The sequence below is a fragment of the Streptococcus sp. 2100 genome (assembly GCF_013276335.1).
In the GTDB taxonomy this organism is placed as follows: Bacteria; Bacillota; Bacilli; order Lactobacillales; family Streptococcaceae; genus Streptococcus; species Streptococcus pseudopneumoniae.
This window is the reverse complement of the sequence record NZ_VMKV01000056.1, coordinates 1-20,425: the sequence shown is the minus strand read 5'-3', so window position 1 is coordinate 20,425 and position 20,425 is coordinate 1. Positions and strand designations below refer to the sequence as shown.

The following is a 20,425-nucleotide window of genomic DNA, read 5'->3' as shown; positions in this document are numbered from 1 at the left end:
ATCTCTACAGGAACAATAGGTTGTGGCATTAAAATATCCTCCAATAGTTTTACTTTACTAATAGTATACAGGAGGTCTTCCATGAATGATAGATACCTTGTTATGACGCGCTTACAAATGTCCTAAATCAATTGTCTATTTTATCTCTATTAGCCCAGTGATGGCGTCACTCTGTTATAGTAGATTGAAGCTAGAATAGTACACCTTTACTTCTAAAACATTGTTAGAAATTGATTTGACTGTCCTGATCAATTTGTCCTATTCTTTATTTCATTTGTAACCGCCCAATAACGAAGTATATTGAAAAATCTCCAGATTAGTGAACTTACGGATAGTTCCTAATCTGGAGACTTTTAATATGTTATTAGGCGTTTGCTTTCAACTTAGCAATAACCTCTTTAAGATTATCAATCAACTCTGCTTCAGTATGCTCAGAGCCTTTTTCATCTGCTAAGAAAGAAACTGCATTTTGAAGTTCTTCTTGAGACTTTTTAAGGACATCCTTATCCACTGTTTCAAGGTTTAAGTTCTTAAGAAGTTTACTTAATTCCTTGGTTAATTTCTCGAGTTCTGATTCTTTATTACGACGAGCTAGGAGGAAAAAGAGGAGACCTAATAGAACCAGTATACTTGCCACAATAGCTCCTACTGAGATTTGAGTTTGGGCTACAGGCTTATCTGCTTCTGGTGCTGCCTCAGAAACTTTTTGTTCTCCAGCCTTCGTTGCTGACTGGCTTTCCTTAATGGACTCTAGGGAAGCAATGGCATCTTTGACTGTTTGCAAGATATGGCGCAACCCTTGCTCTGTCAAACTGTCATCTGCAAGAGCTTTCTTAGCCTCTGCCAAAACCAGACGTGCTGAATCTGTGGTAGGATTCGATACACCTGTCAATGATCTCAAAAGATTTTCTAAGGTTTGAGTCTGCTTACTTAGTTCTGACTTGTCTAAAGTTTCCTTATCAAGGGCAGCTTGTGCCTCCGCTTTGGCTTCATCTACTTGGGCTTGAGCAGCGTCTTTAGCTTTGTTGTAAGCATCGATAGACTCTGGGGTCATACCCGTTGTTGTAGCTGGAGTATCCAAGTTGTTCTTCGCAACCGTCAAGGCTTGTTTTTCTTGTTCGGTTGCGGCTGGCGTCAAGTTAGTCTTGGCTTGGTCAAGAGCTTCTTTGGCTTTGGTTACCTTAGCAATAGCATCTTGAACAGCTTGTTCGCTGGCGTTTTGGTCGTTGATAACGACTTGTGCTTCCTGAGCTGCAGTTTCAGCTTCTGTCTTGGCTTTGTTGTAAGCTGTGACAGAGTCTGGTGTCTTACCACTTGTATCTGGAGCAGCTTGAATACCTTGGTCGAGTTCCGCTTTAGCCGCTTCAAGAGCTTTCTTATCGGCTGTCACCTTATAGGTTACAGGAATATCCTCTGTCGTACCATCTGCATAAGTGACGGTAACTGTAATCGTATGATTTCCAACCGTAGTTGGGTATTGAGTCCCATCTTTTAAAACAGCAGATTGCTTTTTATCAGCAGTGATAGCATTTAACAATTCATCGTTTGTCGGAGTTTGTCCTTTAACCTTGCTAATGGTTTGAGATGTAACCGTGTGTTCAGTCGGACGGAAACCATTTTGTGCTTGTTCACTCTGTTGGTCTCCCTCACCAGCTGTCGCAATCAATTCAATTGCTTGAGGACTTGTATAGACACCGTTTGCGAGAGTAGCACTGCTACCATCAACGGTTAGATTGCCTGATACAACAGTCCACGCATTTCCTTCTTTATGAAGTTTCGCAGTCTGTTTAGATCCATCATTAGCTTCGTAGTTAATAGTAACATCATCTGCATCTTGAGGAAGAGTAAAGACAAGATCACCATTATCTTTTTGACTACCTGTCACTTGAGCTGGTGTCGCATATTTTGCTTTCACCGTCACATCAACTATTTCTTGACTGTTATCTTGATAAGTTACCGTAGCAGAAATCTTCTGACTTTGACCTGCTAGAACAGTAGGCAAGTTTTGAGCAGTAGCAGTTTGTTTGTTATCTGCCGTAACTGCTTGATTGACCTGATTTGCAGTCGGAGCACCGTTTGCTGCCACAATGATATCTGCAACCGTTGGTGCTGTATGAGTAGGAACAATCATACTTCCTGCTCTATCTTCACTCTTAGCAGCTCCACTTCCTGCTGTTGCAACATAAGTAACTTGGTTACTCCCTTTGACAAGATTTGCTGGGATGACTACGGTATTTCCTACTCTACGGAATAATGACCCAGCTGGCAATTCCCAGTTGTTCGCTTTAGAAAGGACAGTATCCTCAACAACCGTATCACTAGTAGGAATATGAAGAGTTAACTGATCCGCATCTGTCGGCAGAGTAAGTACAAAGTCACCATTTTGCTTCACTTCAGCTTGAATTTCGCTTGGTTGAGCCGTCTTAACAACAGCACTTACTTCCTTACTTTCAGAAGAATCACCTAAGGCTTTAACCTTCACAGTACGTCCTGCTTGAGCTGTACCACCCATTAAAGTAGGGTTTCCATTCTTAACCTCAAATCCATCTGGACTGATCCAACCAGAGTTAGTCTTCGAAATCGTTACAGTCTTCTCTTGACCATTAGCTGGAGTATAGGTTACAGATAGACTTGTCGCATCCTGTGGTGCTTCAATCGTAACACTCGTATCATCATTTGGTATCAATACTGGATTATTAAGAAGACCGATAGCCTTATGCGTAGCCGCCACTGAGAAATCAGACAACTCTGTCTTCTGGCTAGCTGAAACAAGAGTACCAGATTTAGCGGTGTTGACTGCCATGACAATATTGTTACCAGTAGTTACTACCGAACCAATGTGAACATTATCAGTTCGGATCCACTCATCCCCACGCTTATCAAAGGTTAGTTTCCGCATGGTGTTTCCTACATCTGTATAGGAAACCTCAGCATGAGTCGCCTTTTCATCCAGCGCAATCTGAATGCTATAGTCGGCTTCTTGAGTGATGACTGGAGAGCTCAATTGCGGTGCTTTTACTCGTACAGTATTGCTATCTGCACTTGTCAAGTCACCTGCTGCACCTGTCGCAACTGCAACCCCCTTCAACTCCGTACCATCTTTCAAATCATCTGCAGAAAGAATGAGTCGGCTACCATCTTGAGAAGGAGTCACAGTCAAACCTTGTGCAACCCAGCTCAAACCATTCTTCGTGATCGAAGTCGTTGTTTCAGCCGCACCATTCGTTGGCGTATAGGTAACGTCTAGTCTCGTTGCACCATCTGGAATGCTAATACCAACACTACCATCTTCATTTGCAGTCGCAACTGGAGTCGTTGGTTTTACAGCAAATCGAATCACTGTCTTAACCGTACGACCACGAAGTTCTGCTGGAACACTATTTCCATTACCAAACGTGCTGATGACTGTTCGGGTAAACTCTCCAACCGTACCTGCACTTGGCTCTCCATCCTCCCAACCATAAGTCATGCCCGCTGGTAAAGCGGTCGCAGTTGACTGCTCAACATAGTTGGCTGCGTTCGTATCAAAAGCTTGGTTTTGCGTATTTGTATACGTATCTGTAGACTTGGATTTCACTCCGTAGATAGTTGGAATCACATACTGCGTCGTTACATCTGAAAAGGCAATGCCATCTACTCCCGCAGCTGGATAGGTAACCTTGATACGTGGAATGTTGCGTCCTGCCGTCACGACAGCTGGATTTCCTTCCCAAGCAAGAGAAGCAGCTCCTTCATCTGTCACAAAGTGAGACAAGCTCTCGTTTGTAATCACTTCGTCAGGAGCTTTTAGAACTGGTTTCGCAGTTGGCTGTGCAAGAGTCTTAATTGTAAGGGTTACTTCTTGTTCCTTGGTATGACCTGGTAAACGAACAAATAGTTTTTCAGTCCGTGTACCTGCTTCACCCTTGGCAATGTTTTGACCAGATTCCCAACGAGCTGCCGTTGCAGAATCAACAGCACTACCATCTGAGAGGGTTAACAATTTAGAAAGGGTAGCTTGGTTGAGATTGCTTAGTTCTGTAATATTACCAGAACCTGCCAAGGTTTGAATCGTTCCTTTAGCAGATACCGTCACTTGCGTACTAGAAACTGGATCACTACTATCTGATTCAACTCGTTGGCTGTCATCGTTTGGCATATAGACAGACTTCACAGTCAGATTCGTTGATGCAGGGATGTCCGCTGTCGGAGTGAGCTCTGCAGTCACTAGCTTGCTATAAGCACCATTCTTAGGAACTTCGACACTACCTAATTGTGTAGTACCATTGTAGAGGTAAAGTGTTGTTCCAGGAGTCGCATTCGTAACGGATACATGAGTTCGCGTGCCTGCTTTTCCTGTCAAGTTGGTTGCAATACTTGGCTTAGCTGGTTTTGTGATGAAGGTTATCTCAGTAGTTTCTTCCGCCAAGTTTTCTGATTTCGGATTGCCACCATTCGCATTTGGATAGTAGACCTTAACCTTATTGGTCTTCTTACCGAGCCAGTCTCCTGAGATATTACCCCATGTTGCTGAACCGTACTCTTTATTTCTAGTTTCATCTGTCTTCCAGAAGTATTCTGTTCTTGTTGGTGCATTCGGAGTCGTTGTGACATAGTTGCTTGCTTGATTGCTATCAAAACTTTGTGTAATGTCGCGTGTGTACTCTGATTTTTTCACTACAGAATGGTAGGTTGGAAGCGCAACTTCAAGTGTTTTTACCGTTGGGTTTTGAGAGTCTCCACTTGGGTAAACCACTTCGATAATGCCACGATTTTGAGCCGATGCTGTGCCAATACCTGGTGCAGTACTTCCTTGCCAACGAACTGTCACTCCAGCTGGTTTTGCAACGGTTTGGTTACCATCCTTGAACTCGATATAATCTTCTGGGTTGGTACCATTTGAGAGGGTACCTTGTTTATTGTTGTAGCTACCTACATTGTTTTTCAACTGTGCTGGTGGATAAACAGGCACCTTCACAGTCACAAAGTAACTTTGGGTGCTAAGAGCACCGTTCTCATCGGTCGCACTGTAGCTGACTTTAACGATACCTTCTTGATCAACATTAGCAGTCGTTGTATCTGGTTTTTTATGCCATGTCACCGTCATATCCGCTGGTTTAGCAACTGTTTGATTGCCATTGACAAACTTGACATAGTTTTCAGGGTTATCCCCATCCAACAAGCGATTGTTCTCTGTGAGGACATTGACAAATTTTGCTTGCCCGGCTTCAGCCTTAGGATAAATGGTAATAGAAACCGTAACTTCTGCTATTTCTTGGTTTTGAGCACCTGCGTCACCCTTTTCAGAGATCGCAACAATGCCAGTATGTGGACCAACAGTCGTAAAGTCAGGGGTATTCTTCCAGCTTGCTACCAGATAGTCAGGCAAGGCTTTTTCGACACTATTTTCTTTATAGGTAATCACTTTTTCTGGATGTGTCGACAAGTCTATCAAAACTTGGCTATCTTTGACTTGTTTGACAGTCTTCGCTTCAAAGTTTTGAGCTATCAAGTTATCTCTGCTATAAACAGCACTTTCTAACACAGAAAGATATTCAGAATTATTTTTCAACTCATTTGAGTCTAATAATTCTTTAATTTTAGCTAACCTTTCTCGGTAAGCACGGACACTGTCTTTAGTTTTTCTATGTTCATCTTTTTGTTGGTCTTCAAGCAGTTTATTATAAGCCTGTTGCAATAGTGACTTCGCTATATGTTTAGTGTCTTGTGTAATATTAAAGTCGAGCCCAGTAATCGGCAATGAGTATTGTAAATACGAAGAATTATAACTCATCCCACCATATCTTTTATTAGCTAGACTTAATCTTACTTTGTATGAAGTTACACCTTTAGGCAATTCAATCAACTTACTCGTAAAGCGTCCTACTGTTCCATTAGGTCTATTGGCATCCAATGCCATCTTACCTTCTATTTCTTCTTTAGTATTGCTTGAAACGTTTATTTTCTCTGTAATTTTTGTTCCATCTTTAGCTGCAATAACTGTCCTTTCCTTATCAGTAATGTTCTTATCCGGTCTAAATGTTGTTGTATAAATTGGATTAGTAGAATTATCAGTATATACTTCCACCTTGTATTCAGCCTTAGAACCTTCAACATCTCCCGTATAACCTGTTTTGAAATCCACTCTTACTTTAGAACCTTCAGCTGAAGAATACACTTTAAAAGTTTTTTCTATTCCATCAAATCCTTTTGCTGTTCTAGCTGTTGTTTTTCCAGATTCATTGTTACCTTTGTAAGGTTGTCCATCATAAGGAACATCCGTATCTCTACTAGCTTTTGTCACCACTTTTGATAATAGCAATGTGTATTCACTATTCCAATCAAGAACTTGTTCTCGAAGCCAAGCATCATTAGTTCTGTTTATATTTATAGTATATGCCGGGAATACACCTTTTGCTGTTTTTCTAGCAATAGCAAATTTTCCAACTTGTCCATCAGTAGTTACAGCTTTCCAACCACCAAACTCATCAAGTTCTCTTACCTCTCCTAGTGCTATACCTTTAGCATCACCTAATTTCTTCATTTGAACGCCGTTGATTTTATTATTGTTTTCAATCACATTCGGCAATGTTTTTAATTTTTCTACTAACTCCTCTACACTCGCATCAGCGCTTGGTGCTATGTAAGTCTGATTTGCTGATGGATCATCCGTTGCAACATCTGCACCTGGAGTGGCACTTATATCACGTCTTTTACGTACTTTTGGCTTGTTGCTTGCTTCTTCTGATCTTGTACCTTCACTGTCCTCTGTAGATTTTGGAGAGCTAGAGTCCCCGCTCACAGAGTCTTCATCCGATTGAGTCTTTGTTGTAGTTTCGCTTCTTTCAGATGAGTTGGCTTCTTCCTCTTTGGTCTCTGGATGACTTTCTTGCTTGCCTTCATCCCCTGCTTCAGTATTGGTTGCAGATCCTTGTTTCTTTGCAGCAGGAGCAGCGTAGGTTAGCTGTGGATCCTCTGATTTTTTCTCTGTTTCCGAATCCTTATCAGCTGCCACCTCCTCATTTGACTGTATGGTCTGCGCTTCCGCAGCAGATACCGCTCCACTTCCCATAAAGAGATACAGCGCCGCCACGGCTACCGAGGCCGCTCCAAAACTAACCTTACGAATCGAAAAGCGCAATTGCTTTTCTCTATCTTCATTATCTTTATAAAACATATATCATTTTGCTCCTTTTCCGATAATTATCGGCTTAGTATATCTATGGAAGGGCAAATAAAAAAGCCCCCCCTAAAATATTTGGGCATACTTTAGGCAGGCTTAACTCATTATACTCTCTTTCTTTTTATAAATCAAACATTATGAACTAAGCTTGATATCATGTATCTTATCGTGGAAATATTGACTTCATTTTCTCCTACGATTGGTTCTTTATCCAGACTCAACATATCCACGGTAAAGCGACGTTGACGTGGTTTGAAGAGATTTTCGAAGAGTATTAAACCCCAAATTATTCATATCTCACACTAACCAAACAATTCAAAAACCACCAGAAGAGCCGTTAAAATACTGCCCTTCTGGTGATTTTCATTGATAGCTGAGTCTTGAAGAAGCTAGAGTTTCAAATTGCAACTACTATCATACAAAACTCTTTGATCCTATTTATTTTTATCACAATTTTGATTTATAGTTCTCCGAATACCTTTTAAATGTGAAAGCATTTCATTAGAGCTTTGAAAAATACATACACTGTTTTTATTCGTATGTTAACTTGGTAGAATCTTTGTCTTCAAGCATTTTTTTAATGTTAACGACAGGCAATATGAAGTTGGGGAACTCATTACCCCGAGTAATCATATCAGATACGATAGGCCGAATATAGGACCAAAGCATTGCTAAGCCATTCTCTTTAAGAAAAGTTTCAAAAGGAATATCAAATTCTGTCTTGTCATATATAAATGAAAATTCTCCAACAATATCTACAATAAGCTCAAAAGCAGAATCATCTGAATCTATATTTCCTTGCTTTGTTATTAAGTTAACGTAAGTAAGGTTTTCAGATTTTCTTATTAAAATCTGTGCAGACAATTCAGGCTGTAAATTAATAGTACTATTTGTTTGGTCAAAACTAGGATTTCTTCGATACGATACTTCATTTAAAAAGTAATCTTTAAATTGTAAAGAGGACATTAAGCTGCCACCTCACTATTTTCTTTTGTTGTAATTAAGTTTTCAGAATCTATTGGTAAATATGAAAAACATGACTTCTTGTTTTTTATATTATATTTAGGCATTGCATTTACTTTAGTTACAGAATTCAAATCATCAAACTCTTTTTGATTATTTAATTGAGGAGTAAAATGGATTTCATCTTTATATTTTTTAAGACTTCCTGATATATTCAAATCATAATCAAATTCATTGTTTACTGAATAAATTTTGTTGGCCTTAATATTTTCAACTAATTCTTGGAACATTGGAGAATCCATCAAAGAAAATTCTTCAGTTCCTAAAAAGTTTGACAATAAACTCATAAAAGCCTCCTTATTTATAAAATGTTTGTAATACAATTTAAATCACGGATACAAATTTCCTCTCCATTCTTTCCGTCAATTACTGGTAAAAATGGAATAGCAGTATATGTTTTGGACTGCACTGCTTCATAATTCTTCCCATGCTGAGACGCTAAATCAAGCAACAGCTCAATAATTAATCCTTGATTTTGGTTAAGAAGAGTAGCTCTATTTTTGGCTCCGCTACCTGAAATACCTGCAATCTCACGTTCAATTTGAATAGATGCTGCTTGTCGATATTCCTCTAATAACCTTTGGTTTTTTGGGTTATCTAAAATAAAAATCTTATCTATAGATTTTAGGGTGATTTTAGCATGAATTAACTCAGGCCTAACCCCAGGTTTGCTTAGTTCAAATGACTTATACTTTGCGACATAAGCAGAAGCAATCGTTTTACCAGTATCTTTGTCAAAAGGTAGAAAAAAGTAAATACCATTACCCAAGTCGTTCGGATGTCTCTGTTTATGAATACCAGGTTTATATTTCTCATAAGAAAACCCAGCAGATAGAATCTTTTCTTTTATTGGTGGTGTGGTGCCGTGCCACCTACTATATTGTAGCATAGAACTTCCTGATGAAGCTACTAGCTTGATTATACTGTTAAAGCTTAGATAATTCAACTATTACGGGATTTTTTGAAAACATTCTAGCGATTTCCAGAACGGAACTGAGCATTAAGACAATAACTACCTCACCTTATCATGCCAAAATTATCGGATTTTATCAGAATTAAAACCCCATAAAATCGGGCTTTTTCCATTCTTCAAGAAAACGCTTTTTTGAAGAATAGGATTGTAATTTCTGGTTCTAATCGTTCAAAATGCGTGTTTTTGCAAAATAGAAATGCAAGCCAGAACCTGCAAAAACATTATCTATTCTAAATAGTCTTTTTCTGTTATGACTCTTAATCTAGTAGAATAATTCTGGAATGTTGAGAATTTAAAGCGTTTAGGATCTTCAAGTTTGTTTCTATCGTTCATTTCTAAAGCACGGTTATAGTCTATAATAGCTTTTACCAACTTATTAATTATAGCTCTATCATTGTCCATTACTTTATAATAATCTTCGATTTTTCGAAGTCGAAAAGTAGTATTTAGCAAATAACTTTCATCTTCTAAAATCAAGGTTTTACCAATATCTAATCCTTCAACATACCCTTCTTTTGCTGAATTTCGAAGCTTATACTTCAACTGATACTTTTTAGGAATATAACTTCTAAATGGAATCAAGAAAGTTAGCCCCTGTATTTTGACAAGAGTTACCGCAAATCCCCTTCCTTTATTCATTACTTCCTTCGTCTTAAAGTCATAGTCCATCGCTTGAATAAGGTCGTAATCCTTGCACATTTTTAAATCAATTTGACCTAATTTTAACTTTTTGCTTTTTATTTCTATTCCCTAGATAAAAAGCTCACTAAAAAGTGAGCAACATTTCCAATGAGATACTTCTGTTGACGAGCGCGTCTCTCCGCCCCCTCATTGCCTCACGAAAAGGCTAGACGAATCGAAAGGAGGTGAGTTTTCCTGTTTTCAATTCTACTTATTCTTACACATTTTTTTAATTTTGTCAAACAAAAAACGCAAGGCTAAGCCTGCGGTGAGTGTAATCTATTTTGAAATTTTTAAATAAAAAAGGAGCATTTAAGCCCCTACTTTGAAATAACGGACCCTTGGCTGGTCGGTGTACCCAGCATCTCAGATACCCTTTTGCAAGGTGTGACAGGAACCTTTCTGCCCTCAAATGTCTTTCGTTAATGTTATTCTAGCACTATCTAATTTTTTGTCAAGTTTTCTCAATCTACCAGACTTGATACGTATTAGCTACACCCTCAACAAATTTATACTCTTCGAAAATCTCTTCAAACCTCCTCAGCTTCCATCTGAAGCCTCAAAACAGTGTTTTGAGCAACCTACAGCTAGCTTCCTAGTTTGCTCTTTGATTTTCATTGAGTATTAAAAACTCTCTTATCTGAAACCATCACAAAAAAACAATTGAAATACTAAGCCTACACAGACTGATTCCAATTGTTTTTTAGATTGTTTAACAATCAATTTTACCATTCTTCATAGTCAAAACCATCATAATCTGGATATTGTTCTGGCGGCGTTCCAACCGAACGTACGAGATAAGCTTCTTCGCCCTCTGTCTCGATTTCTCTCAGCACTTGGCATTCAAAACGCCATTCATCACCGAAGTCGAAAATAAACTTAAATTTTTGTTTGACACTTAGGGTATCCAGATAGACATTTTCTGTGTAACGTTCTTCAACATCGTCACTAACAAAGCTAAGAAAGTAAGAATCTGCAGGACTCCACGCAACATTATCCACGAAAAATGCATGAGCATGATCATTTGCAAAATCAAAACTCCATAAAATCACATCTGCTAGTTCTACTAACGTTTTTGTTTTTAGAATTTATATATGTCGGTAGCAACCTTTTTAAAATTTGACGAAAATGACCCAGGCTTCTACAGATGCTGGCTTTTCAGCTTCTATTTCTTGTTTTACTAATTTTAAGTGTACCACAATACCTCCAAGTGCTCATCGATAGAATTGCTCTTAGGAAACATTCCCTTTCTGCTATTTTAGCATAAGTTTGTCTAACTGTGGCATTTGAAACTAGATAATTCTTCTGTTTCACGCGAAACACCCTGCGCCAAGCAAGGTGTTCTTGTTTTTAAGTTGTATAAATGGTCGAAGCTGTCGCAATGGTATGCCACTGGTTGGCTGTTGTGGCTGCGAAGCCCTTGTCTGCGTAGAAGTCGTTAAATGGCAGAATTTCTACTTCCAGCTCGTCGATGCGGTCAATCTGACCAGCCAGATAAGCCTCGATACGGCTTTCTGCTCGCTTGATGCGTTGCAAGAGTCCGCCCATGCGGATGTCAACTGTATCCAAGCCAAAGACCTTGTTTTCTTTCAGCCATTGGTGGCTAAAGAGGGCATGGAAGTGTTCAATTTGGCTTCTGAGTTCTGGTAATTCTTGCCTTGCGATTTCTTGTAGACTTTCTTTATCGCCCACTTGGTAAGCCTGACGAATGCGTCTTCCTACATCCACTTTGCTACTTAAAATCTGGTTCAACTGAGCCTGAGTTTCAAAGAGGTAAGAGTAAGCACCAGCTTTTTCTTTGATTTCAGCAAGGGTCTCAGCTGCCTGAGCAAAGTGTGGTTTGTCCTGTTCAGGTGTCATGTGTCGGTCAAGGATCGGACAGAGGACATCCTGATAAAAGACATAGCGGTTAGGATTGATGCCACTGAGATTGCCTGGCAGGTCTGGTAAGAGGTTGGCAAGGTCAATCTGCATAAAATCTTCAACCGATAGGCCAGTATTGGTCTTGAAGTGAGCAGACAAACGGTCTAGGTCATTGCGATAGCTGAGTTCTGCCCAGATTTGCAAGCTTGGGAGAATAGAAAACTGAGCTGTTTCCCCACCATTGTCCCCCCAACCCGTCACGATGACTTCTTTGATGTCATTGGCACGACAGGCTTTATTGGCCTCGATAGCCACTAGACGGCTGAAATGGTTGTTGGGTGTAAAACCAATCCACTTCCAAGCACCACCTGCAAAGGCAAGGTCATGACTAATCTTATGATGATTGCGGAAATTACGGTTGTATTTTTCCTCGCTATCCTGATAATAGTCCCAGTAAACCAAGGTCACACGGTCTTTGAGACGGTCTAGATAGACACGAGTGTCTTCTGGAATTTCCACATCACGGTCGTACTGGCCATCCGCTGACATAAGTTTAAAGAACATATCGCTCCACATCTGGCAGTGGAAACCATATTTGTCAGCAATATCCAGCACGCGCTCCAAGTGTTGACACATTAGGAGACTACGATCCACAACACCGTTCAATATCAAGTAGCGTCCCAAACCAACCAAGTGGGCTTCGTCCATCCCGATATTGACCTTGCGAGTCTTCAGTTTAGACAACGTGGCAAACATGCCATCAATCAGGTCATAAACCTTTTCTTCGCCAATGAGAAGAATGGCCTCTACATCACGGAGCTCCTGCACTTCCTTGACACCCCATTTGACAAAGGCCGACAAGTGGGCCAAGGTCTGGATACAAGGCACAAAGGTCATATCAAACTGCTGGGCGTAGGCTTCGATTTCCTGCAACTCCTCAGCCGAATAAGCCCCACGGAAATAACCAAAATAAGGCTGTCCCTCAATCTGGTAGGTGTCTTCCATGTAGAGTTCAAAGGTTGAGTAGCCCATGAGAGCCAAGACCTCAATCATCTGCTTGGCAGAAGTCACATTTAGCACCGCATTTCGAGAACAGTCTGCCATGTAGGCCAACTCTTCATAAGCCGCCTGCTCCTCAATCCCTACTTTATCACCTTCTGCTAGAGCTGTTACCAACAAGGACAAGGCACGATAAAGTTGGTGAGGTTTGCGGTAGGTCAATTGATAGTGGCCACCCTCACCCTTGATAGAGATAGAGGCTTGGTCAGACTGAGTGACAGCCACTTCAACATCTGGTAAAGAAATATGCTTTGTCAGCAAGTCGATTGCCTGAGTTTGTTTGGGACTAAGCCCTGTAAATCTTACCATTGATTTTCCTCCTGTAGCCAGTTGACAAGGGCACCATAGAGATTGGCATCTGCATGATAGGTGCAGGCTTGGATGACGGGTGCGACCGTATATTCTTCGTAGGTATCGACAAAGTCTTCAACAGCTTCCTTGACACCTTGGATAAAATCTGGATTTTGACTGATAGAGCCTCCCAGACTGATGACATCTGGATCGATGAGATACTGGATATTGAGCAAGCCTTGCGCCAAATTGCGGTTCATGCGCTCAATGGCTTCTTGGCAAAGAGCATTCCCAGCTGCGGCTTCTTGGTAAATCTTGCGGCCGTCCCAGTCAGTCTGACCATATTTTTCAATCACGTAGCGTACCATATTCCCAGTTGACGCTAGTTGCGACCAGTTGTTGAGCTTTTCAGCAGGGGCAAGGGTGGTCATATAGCCAAATTCTCCACCCAGACCGTGGCGACCTCGGTGCAGTCGGCCATTGATAATCATGGCTCCACCAATCCCTGTCCCAATCACGACACAGGCTGCATTTTCAAGTTCTGGATGAGCCAGTAATTCACTGAGTCCAACGCAGTTGGCATCATTTTCCAGATGGACAGGAATCTGATAAGAGCTAAGCGCCTCATACCAAGAAAAGCCGTGAATGTAGGGCACCGCACTGAAGCCATCAATCACACCTTTCTCTTGATTGACCGCGCCTGGAACGCTCATAGCAATCCCACTGTAATCCTGCTCTGACAAGCGCTGGTCTAGCCAAGCTAGTAATTCCTCCAAGTTTTCTGGTGTTGGGATACTTGTCTTATCTAGTATTTTCCCATCAGGAGTCAGACTAGCGAACTTAATCCCAGTCCCTCCGATATCAATCGTTGCAATGGTCATTGTTTTTACCATAAAAGGGGCAAATCAGCAGTTAGTTCTTACCTTTTCGCCCCTCCTTTCTTTTTATGTTTACTTGTTGAAATTAAATTTCTTCTTTTTTGATGAATTCTGTACTAATTTCTTGTGGAGCCAATAGTCCTGAATGAACTGAATATGGTCGCTCAAGTAAGTCAAGAATGGTTTGTTGATGTTCTGATATGCGCACATTTTCTTGACTCATATTATAGTAACGGAGGACATAGCCTTCTTCATTTTCCGCCACTTTAAAGGCTGTTGGACAGATTTGCGGTATGCTGAGAACAGAATGGCTCAAGAGGCTACCAGTCGCAGCCACGCTTCCTTCCTGTCTAGCAAGCTGAAGGCTGGTAAATGGTGTCTGCAAGGCTTTGGCGCGACGATAGGCTGAAAAGCGTTCTTGGGCTTGGTGGCATTCAAGCGCAAACTCGACTTCAAATTCACGCAAGCATTGTGCTTCTGGTGTTGGGAAGTAGCCCCAGTCACCTAGCTCACCTGATGCACGCAAAATAGTCACTGCAATGGTGTCGTCTCCAAGGATTTCGTATTCATTCAATCCCTTATTGGATACAGTCACACCTTTTTCATCGTCATACAGACTAACAAAGGCTTGTTGGTGTTGAGGATTTTCAGGATTTTCCCATGAAGCAGCTGGTTTGTTTGGTCGTGTCACCACCTCATAGATGCTTTCAGAATCATTGCTTGGACGCGTGTTATGAGTCTTGACCAAGAGACGGATACGATGGTCTTTGGCAGTGTTAGTAAAGCGAGTCTTGAAGCGGATTTGTGGATTATCAACGAAGATAGTCATCTCAGTTTCAAGAGGAATGCTTGTCAATTCTTCTGAACGTCCAGCTTCACGCTTCATAAACTCGATGATGCCTTTTTGCTCTTCTTCTAGCTTTTCATCTGCACTGACAGGCACGATCAATTCATGTTTGAGCAAAATCTTAGCGTAGCGAGCTGTGTTTTCCAAGACCTCGTAGCCCTTAAGCTCTGCATAGATTGGCTCTGTTCCTTTTGGTTGGAAATAGATATACTCGTTTCCGATGTCACCACGGTCTTCAAAGCGGATAAAATCTTCATAGGCTTCGTGAGTTGTCTTGTCATAAACTGTGATAGTGTCATCCACACTCACCGTTACGAATGGTGTATCAATCACTCCGTTTTGGTAAATACCCTCACGGTGTTCTTGTTCTCCTTCCAGCAATTGGAAAGTTGTCCAAGAAAGCGGCGCTAGGTGAACTGGAATGGTCACGCGCACTTGACGGGCGATACGAGCTTGGCGGAACTTGTCTTTTGGTAAATCATACTCAAAATTAGCCCCAAGATCCTCGATTTTAGCCTCTACAGGACGCCCATCTAAGTCCTCCACACGGTAACTTGGCAAGGTAAGAGCAGCCATCTTCTTGTAACCTTCTGTTGGGTGCAATTCCTTGAAATCACAAGTCGCCACATCAATCACTGTGCTGACAGTATCAACCTTATCATGCAAACCTGTGTTAATGACAGTAAAGAGGTAATCACTTTGAACCTTAGCTGTAGCGATTTTACCCTTCCATTCGTTAAGAAGATTGCTCTTAACAAAGTTTCCGACTTGATTGACCTTGGCAAAACGTGTCTCCATCTCACGGTGAACTTCGTCCACGCTACAGCCACAGATACTATCATGGGGCGCATTTTGCAAAAGAGTTTTCCAAGCATAGGTCAACTGGTCCTTGTGGTTATGACCCCCAGTGATAATTGTCAAGGGTTCTACAACTTGCTCTAGGAGGTTGCTATTTTCTTGGAAGGCTTGTTTGAGATAAATACGAGATGAAGAAGTGTTAGCAAGTGTGTACCAGCCGTCTGTTTCCTGACTGGTCAACTCACCTGTAACCGTTGATAATTGCTCCGGTAGGGCACTTTCCACGACTTGGACATATTCATCAAAGGAACTGTGAACAAAGGTCACATCTGGGAAGAGTTCATTTGCCACACGAATAGCTTCGCTCAGATTTTTCTGTACAGGCTGGTGATCACATCCGTTCATCATCAACCATTGGTTGGTCGAAGCATAGGCACGCACATCTGACAATTTTTGTTTCCAGAAGGTCAAGGCCTCATCTTTATCAACTGGGATTTCATTCCCGTTACTGTACCAGTTGGCAAAGAGAATCCCGAGGACACGACTTCCGTCCGCACCCTGCCAGTACATTTCTGAAAACTGAGACGTAAACTGCTCGTCTTCGAGGACTTGGTTGTCAAATCCAATCGGCTTCACACCACGACCAAAGGCTGCCACGTGAATGCCTGATTTTTGAAGGATTTGAGGCGCTTGTCCCATATTTCCAAAGGTATCTGGGAAGTAACCAATCTGGGTTGATTTGCCCCATTTGGCAGCTTCTTGCTGACCAATAAGAGTATTGCGGACATTGGCTTCACTTGAAATCAAGTAATCATCCTGCAAAATGTAAAAGGGACCAATTTTCAATTTTCCTTCGTCAATGTAGCGTTGAATCTTGTCACGATTTTCAGGGCGAATTTGCAAGTAGTCGTCGAGGACAATGGTTTGTCCATCTAAATGGAAACTCTTAAACTCAGGGTCATTTTCAAAGAGATCAAAGAGATTGTCAAACAATTCCACCAACTGCATACGATGGCTTTCAAAAGGCAAGTACCACTCACGGTCCCAGTGACTATGTGAGATAATATGTACGACAACATTTTCCATGAAGTAAAACCTCATTCTAAATTTAAATTTTTATTGTTAACGTTTTAAATGTAAATTTGTGATTCTTTCCAAGAATCAGTTGCGCTAATACTCAATGAAAATCAAAGTGCAAACTAGGAAGCTAGCCATAGGCTGCTCAAAACACTGCTTTGAGGTTGCAGATAAAGCTGACGTAGTTTGAAGAGATTTTCGAAGAATATAAATCACGCTCCTTAGCGGATATCCAAGTAATCCAAGACCAATTCACAGAACATCATGTTGGCCCAAGAGAACCATTCACGAGAGTAGAGAGTTGGGTCATCTACGTGGAAGCTTTCGTGCATGACACCTGTACCACCATCACAAGCAACCAGCTGATCCAGCAAGAATTTTTTCTCTGCCTTATCACTTGTTGTCAATCCTTGGATAGAAAGGGCGATGGGCCAGATATAGCGATAGAAGGTATGAGAACTTCCGAGACCGCTAGCGTATTCTCCTTGGTAGAAATATGGATTTTCAGGGCTCAGAATGGTACGACGAGTTGCTTGATACACTTCATCATCGACCGAACAGTAGCCCAGATAAGGCGCAGCCAACAGACTTGGTACGTTTGGATCATCCATGATGCTAGCATTTCCTAGACCATCCACTTCAAAGGCATAAATCTTTTCGCCCTTGCTGTTGCTTGTGTAGGCGTAGTTTTCAATTCCTTCTTGGATTTCAGCCTGAAGACGCTTAGCGTCTGTGATAACACTCTGGCTATCAGCTAGGTTTAATGCTGCAAAGATTTCTTGCACATACCCTAAAACAACAACTGCAAACATATTGGACGGAATCAAGTAACTATACTGGCAGCAATCATCACTCGGACGAAAGGCTGACCAAGTCATGCCTGTCACTGCAAAATCAGGTCCAAAGCCATCATTTACCAAGGTGTCTTCCTTACGATCGGTATCACGAACAAAACGATAAGGAGAGTTCTTGTGGTCTTGTTCCACCGTCCACAGATGAAGAATTTCCTTAGTCGCTGCGACAAAAATCTCATCAAACTGACTAGTCTCGCCAGTCTCTTTCCAGAGAAGATAAGCCAACTGCAAAGGATAGCAAAGCGAATCCACCTCATACTTGCGCTCCCAGATCCAGCCGTTAAGGTCTGTGTGGTCAGTCTCGTGGTGCCCTTTCCAGTTCTCCTCAATGTTGAAGGAGTTAGCATAGGGATCCTTGAGTACCAAGGTTATCTGACGTTTGACCAAACCTGCAATGGTCTGACGCAGGAGGGCATCTCTTTTAGCCACATGCAGGTAGGGTCTGAGTTGGGCTGTCGAATCCCGAAGCCACATAGCAGGAATATCCCCTGTGAGCACAAAGGTTGAACCATCTTCTAGGATTTCAACTGTATTGTCCAAGGTGTCGGTGTAGCAACGCTCGAAAACATCCACCCACTCTGGATGGTCCTTAGCCCGCTCTGCCACTTCATCTAGCCATTCTCTAACAATTTCTTTTGAATAAATCATCGTGCAGTATCCTCTTTCAAACAAGTTTCATTTTCAGTATATAGCTTTTGAGGCAGAAAATACATACACAAATGATAGTCATTTTTCTACAAAATAGTTATCTTTGAAACTCCTTTTCTAAAGGCCCTCTTTTTCTGATATAATGTAGAAAAACAGCTAAAGGAAAGACTATGAAACCACTACTTGAAACCATCGATACCCGATTTGGAACTGCCAGCAAGCATGCCTTTTCTCGGGGAAATACCCTGCCATACACAGGCGTGCCTTTTGGGATGAATTACTTTGTTCCCCAGACCAGTGACCAGGAGGGAGCTTGGTTTTTCGATCCGCATCTGCCTATCTTTCAGGGGATTCGATTAACCCACCAGCCCAGCCCTTGGATTGGCGACTACTCTTGGCTCCTCCTGACACCTGTCACCGGTCAACTAGGTAGAGACAGTCTCTTCCATCGTCAGTCTTCTTATGATATGGATAAGGCCTCTTTCCAACCCCATTATCTGAAAATTTTCTCCCTGCGCTATCAGATTGAAACCCAGCTCACACCGACTTGCTACGGTGCTTCTATTCGTTTGGAGCAAAAGCAAGGCAAAGCCCTCTCCCTCTATCTTCACGCAGCAGATGAACTGACCGTGGAGCAAGTAGATAAACGAACTCTTGCCCTACGACAAGAAGGTAAAACTGAAACCAACAAAAATCCACTAAAACTATTCACTGCCCTGCAAATGAATACGGATATTCTTGCTGTTAGCCAAGAAGGGGGAGACTGGCGAATTGACTTAGCAAGTAGTCATGCTGAGATTCAGCTAGCCACTTCTTTCATCTCGCCTTATCAAGCACTGCTTAATCTACCTCAAGAAGATTTTGATAACTGTAAATCAAGTGCCCAAGCGGATTGGGAAAATCTCCTCCATCGTTTTGACGTTATAGAGACAGGAGAGGCTGACCGAACCTTCTTTGACCACTGCCTCTACAGACTCTTCCTCTTTCCTCAGACTTTTTATGAGGTTGATGAGTCAGGGCAAGTCATCCACAAGGATCTGACTACTGGATCTGTCAAGCCCGGTGTCCTCTTTAGCAACAATGGCTTCTGGGATACCTTCCGCACCACCTTCCCCCTCTTTGCCCTTGTCATACCAGAGCATTATCGTCTCTTTTTAGAAGGATTTCTCAATAACTACCGCGATACTGGTTTCCTTCCAAAATGGTTGTCTCCAGATGAACGTGGCATGATGCCCGGTACCCTTTTAGACGGCATTATCGCAGATAGCGCCTGTAAGGACATGGCCCCCGACCTAGAAGGAGAACTCTTCCAAGCCATGCTCGAAACAGCCAGCAAAGCCGACCCTCTCGGCATCAATGGCCGCCACGGACTAGCCCAATACCAAGAACTAGGTTACCTCTCTACCGACCACCATGAAAGTGTTAGCCATACTCTAGACTATGCCTATAGTGACTTTTGTATCGCCAGCTGTGCCAAAAAACTAGAGAACATAGAAATCGCTGAAACCTACAAGGCTGCTTCACAAAATTACCGCCAGCTATTTGACGCTGAGACAGGTTACATGCGAGCACGAGACAATCAAGGAAACTTTCACCCTGACTTCTCTCCTTATAGTTGGGGGCGAGACTACGCTGAATGCTCTGCCATTCAAGCTACTTTAGGCGTTCTCCACGACATCCCTGGCTTAATCCAACTGATGGGTGGAAAAGAAACCTTTAGCAACTATCTTTTGAAAGCCTGTCAAGATGCTCCCCTCTTTGAAACAACAGGCTATGGTTACGAAATTCACGAAATGAGCGAGATGGCTACTGCTCCTTTTGGACAAATAGCCATTTCCAACCAGCCTAGTTTCCACATTCCTTATCTCTTCCACTACAGCGATTACCCTGACTACACTGCCCTTCTTATCAAGACGCTCCGTCAGAAGGCCTTTCACCCAAGTTGGCAAGCCTATCCTGGCGATGAAGACAATGGCAGTCTCTCAGCTTGGTACATCTGGTCAGCTCTCGGACTTTATCCGACCTGTCCAGGAAAACCAAGCTATGATCTCGGAATCCCTCTCTTTAATCACCTCCGTATCTACCTAGCTAAAGAAGGTAAATGGCTAGATATTCATACTGAGCAAAACCACAGCCACTTCAACTTTGTCAAAGAATGCCGACTGGACAAAAACCTAGTATCAACTATTCAACACCAAGACCTCCTAAAAGCTGATCAGCTAACTTTCACCCTCAGCTGGTTACCAAGCCAGCGTAACCGCCCAATAACGA

Annotated in this window: 11 protein-coding genes; 1 reads left to right on the top strand and 10 read right to left on the bottom strand. The window is 41.9% G+C overall.

Features of this window, described 5'->3' with window-relative positions; genetic code table 11:
• Window positions 1-364: 364 nt before the first annotated feature.
• From HT669_RS08225 to HT669_RS08180, 10 genes are all read right to left on the bottom strand, one after another.
• Entirely contained in the window at window positions 365-7,156 is a 6,792-nt protein-coding gene (locus HT669_RS08225) for a YSIRK-type signal peptide-containing protein (protein ID WP_172922247.1), read from the bottom strand.
• A 537-nt stretch (window positions 7,157-7,693) separates the two neighbouring features.
• Complete coding sequence (locus HT669_RS08220; RefSeq protein ID WP_172922246.1) at window positions 7,694-8,128, bottom strand: protein-export chaperone SecB; 435 nt, start codon at window positions 8,126-8,128, stop codon at window positions 7,694-7,696.
• Window positions 8,128-8,472: a hypothetical protein gene (locus HT669_RS08215; RefSeq protein ID WP_000055345.1), complete on the bottom strand. Its 345-nt coding sequence runs from the start codon at window positions 8,470-8,472 to the stop codon at window positions 8,128-8,130. The genes HT669_RS08220 and HT669_RS08215 overlap by 1 nt, the downstream gene beginning before the upstream one ends.
• A 14-nt stretch (window positions 8,473-8,486) precedes the next feature.
• Window positions 8,487-9,074, bottom strand: coding sequence for a hypothetical protein (locus HT669_RS08210; protein WP_101514467.1), 588 nt, complete (start codon window positions 9,072-9,074; stop codon window positions 8,487-8,489).
• 309 nt (window positions 9,075-9,383) lie between these two features.
• Window positions 9,384-9,797, bottom strand: coding sequence for a hypothetical protein (locus HT669_RS08205; protein ID WP_240147751.1), 414 nt, complete (start codon window positions 9,795-9,797; stop codon window positions 9,384-9,386).
• 767 nt (window positions 9,798-10,564) lie between these two features.
• Window positions 10,565-10,891 (bottom strand): plasmid pRiA4b ORF-3 family protein, encoded by a 327-nt coding sequence (locus HT669_RS08200; protein WP_243383104.1) that lies wholly within the window; start codon window positions 10,889-10,891, stop codon window positions 10,565-10,567.
• A gap of 298 nt (window positions 10,892-11,189) precedes the next feature.
• Complete coding sequence (locus tag HT669_RS08195; protein WP_101514834.1) at window positions 11,190-13,070, bottom strand: beta-N-acetylhexosaminidase; 1,881 nt, start codon at window positions 13,068-13,070, stop codon at window positions 11,190-11,192.
• On the bottom strand, window positions 13,064-13,933 hold the full coding sequence (locus HT669_RS08190; RefSeq protein WP_165778303.1) for an ROK family protein: 870 nt from the start codon (window positions 13,931-13,933) through the stop codon (window positions 13,064-13,066). Before HT669_RS08190 ends, HT669_RS08195 begins: the two co-directional genes overlap by 7 nt.
• Before the next feature lie 82 nt (window positions 13,934-14,015).
• Window positions 14,016-16,661: an alpha-mannosidase gene (locus tag HT669_RS08185; protein ID WP_101514832.1), complete on the bottom strand. Its 2,646-nt coding sequence runs from the start codon at window positions 16,659-16,661 to the stop codon at window positions 14,016-14,018.
• A 212-nt stretch (window positions 16,662-16,873) separates the two neighbouring features.
• The gene (locus tag HT669_RS08180) at window positions 16,874-18,154 is read right to left on the bottom strand and encodes a glycoside hydrolase family 125 protein (RefSeq protein WP_101514831.1); all 1,281 of its coding nucleotides are present in this window, start codon (window positions 18,152-18,154) and stop codon (window positions 16,874-16,876) included.
• A gap of 170 nt (window positions 18,155-18,324) precedes the next feature.
• Between HT669_RS08180 and HT669_RS08175 the strand changes: the two genes are divergently transcribed.
• The coding region (locus HT669_RS08175) for a GH92 family glycosyl hydrolase (RefSeq protein ID WP_172933680.1) at window positions 18,325-20,425 on the top strand (2,101 nt) is incomplete at its 3' end.

Coding starts and splice junctions, on each gene's coding strand:
- HT669_RS08220 (WP_172922246.1), bottom strand. CDS start 8,128: ATGTCCTCTTTACAATTTAAAGATTACTTTTTAAATGAAGTATCGTAT.
- HT669_RS08215 (WP_000055345.1), bottom strand. CDS start 8,472: ATGAGTTTATTGTCAAACTTTTTAGGAACTGAAGAATTTTCTTTGATG.
- HT669_RS08185 (WP_101514832.1), bottom strand. CDS start 16,661: ATGGAAAATGTTGTCGTACATATTATCTCACATAGTCACTGGGACCGT.
- HT669_RS08190 (WP_165778303.1), bottom strand. CDS start 13,933: ATGACCATTGCAACGATTGATATCGGAGGGACTGGGATTAAGTTCGCT.
- HT669_RS08195 (WP_101514834.1), bottom strand. CDS start 13,070: ATGGTAAGATTTACAGGGCTTAGTCCCAAACAAACTCAGGCAATCGAC.
- HT669_RS08210 (WP_101514467.1), bottom strand. CDS start 9,074: ATGCTACAATATAGTAGGTGGCACGGCACCACACCACCAATAAAAGAA.
- HT669_RS08225 (WP_172922247.1), bottom strand. CDS start 7,156: ATGTTTTATAAAGATAATGAAGATAGAGAAAAGCAATTGCGCTTTTCG.
- HT669_RS08180 (WP_101514831.1), bottom strand. CDS start 18,154: ATGATTTATTCAAAAGAAATTGTTAGAGAATGGCTAGATGAAGTGGCA.
- HT669_RS08205 (WP_240147751.1), bottom strand. CDS start 9,797: ATGAATAAAGGAAGGGGATTTGCGGTAACTCTTGTCAAAATACAGGGG.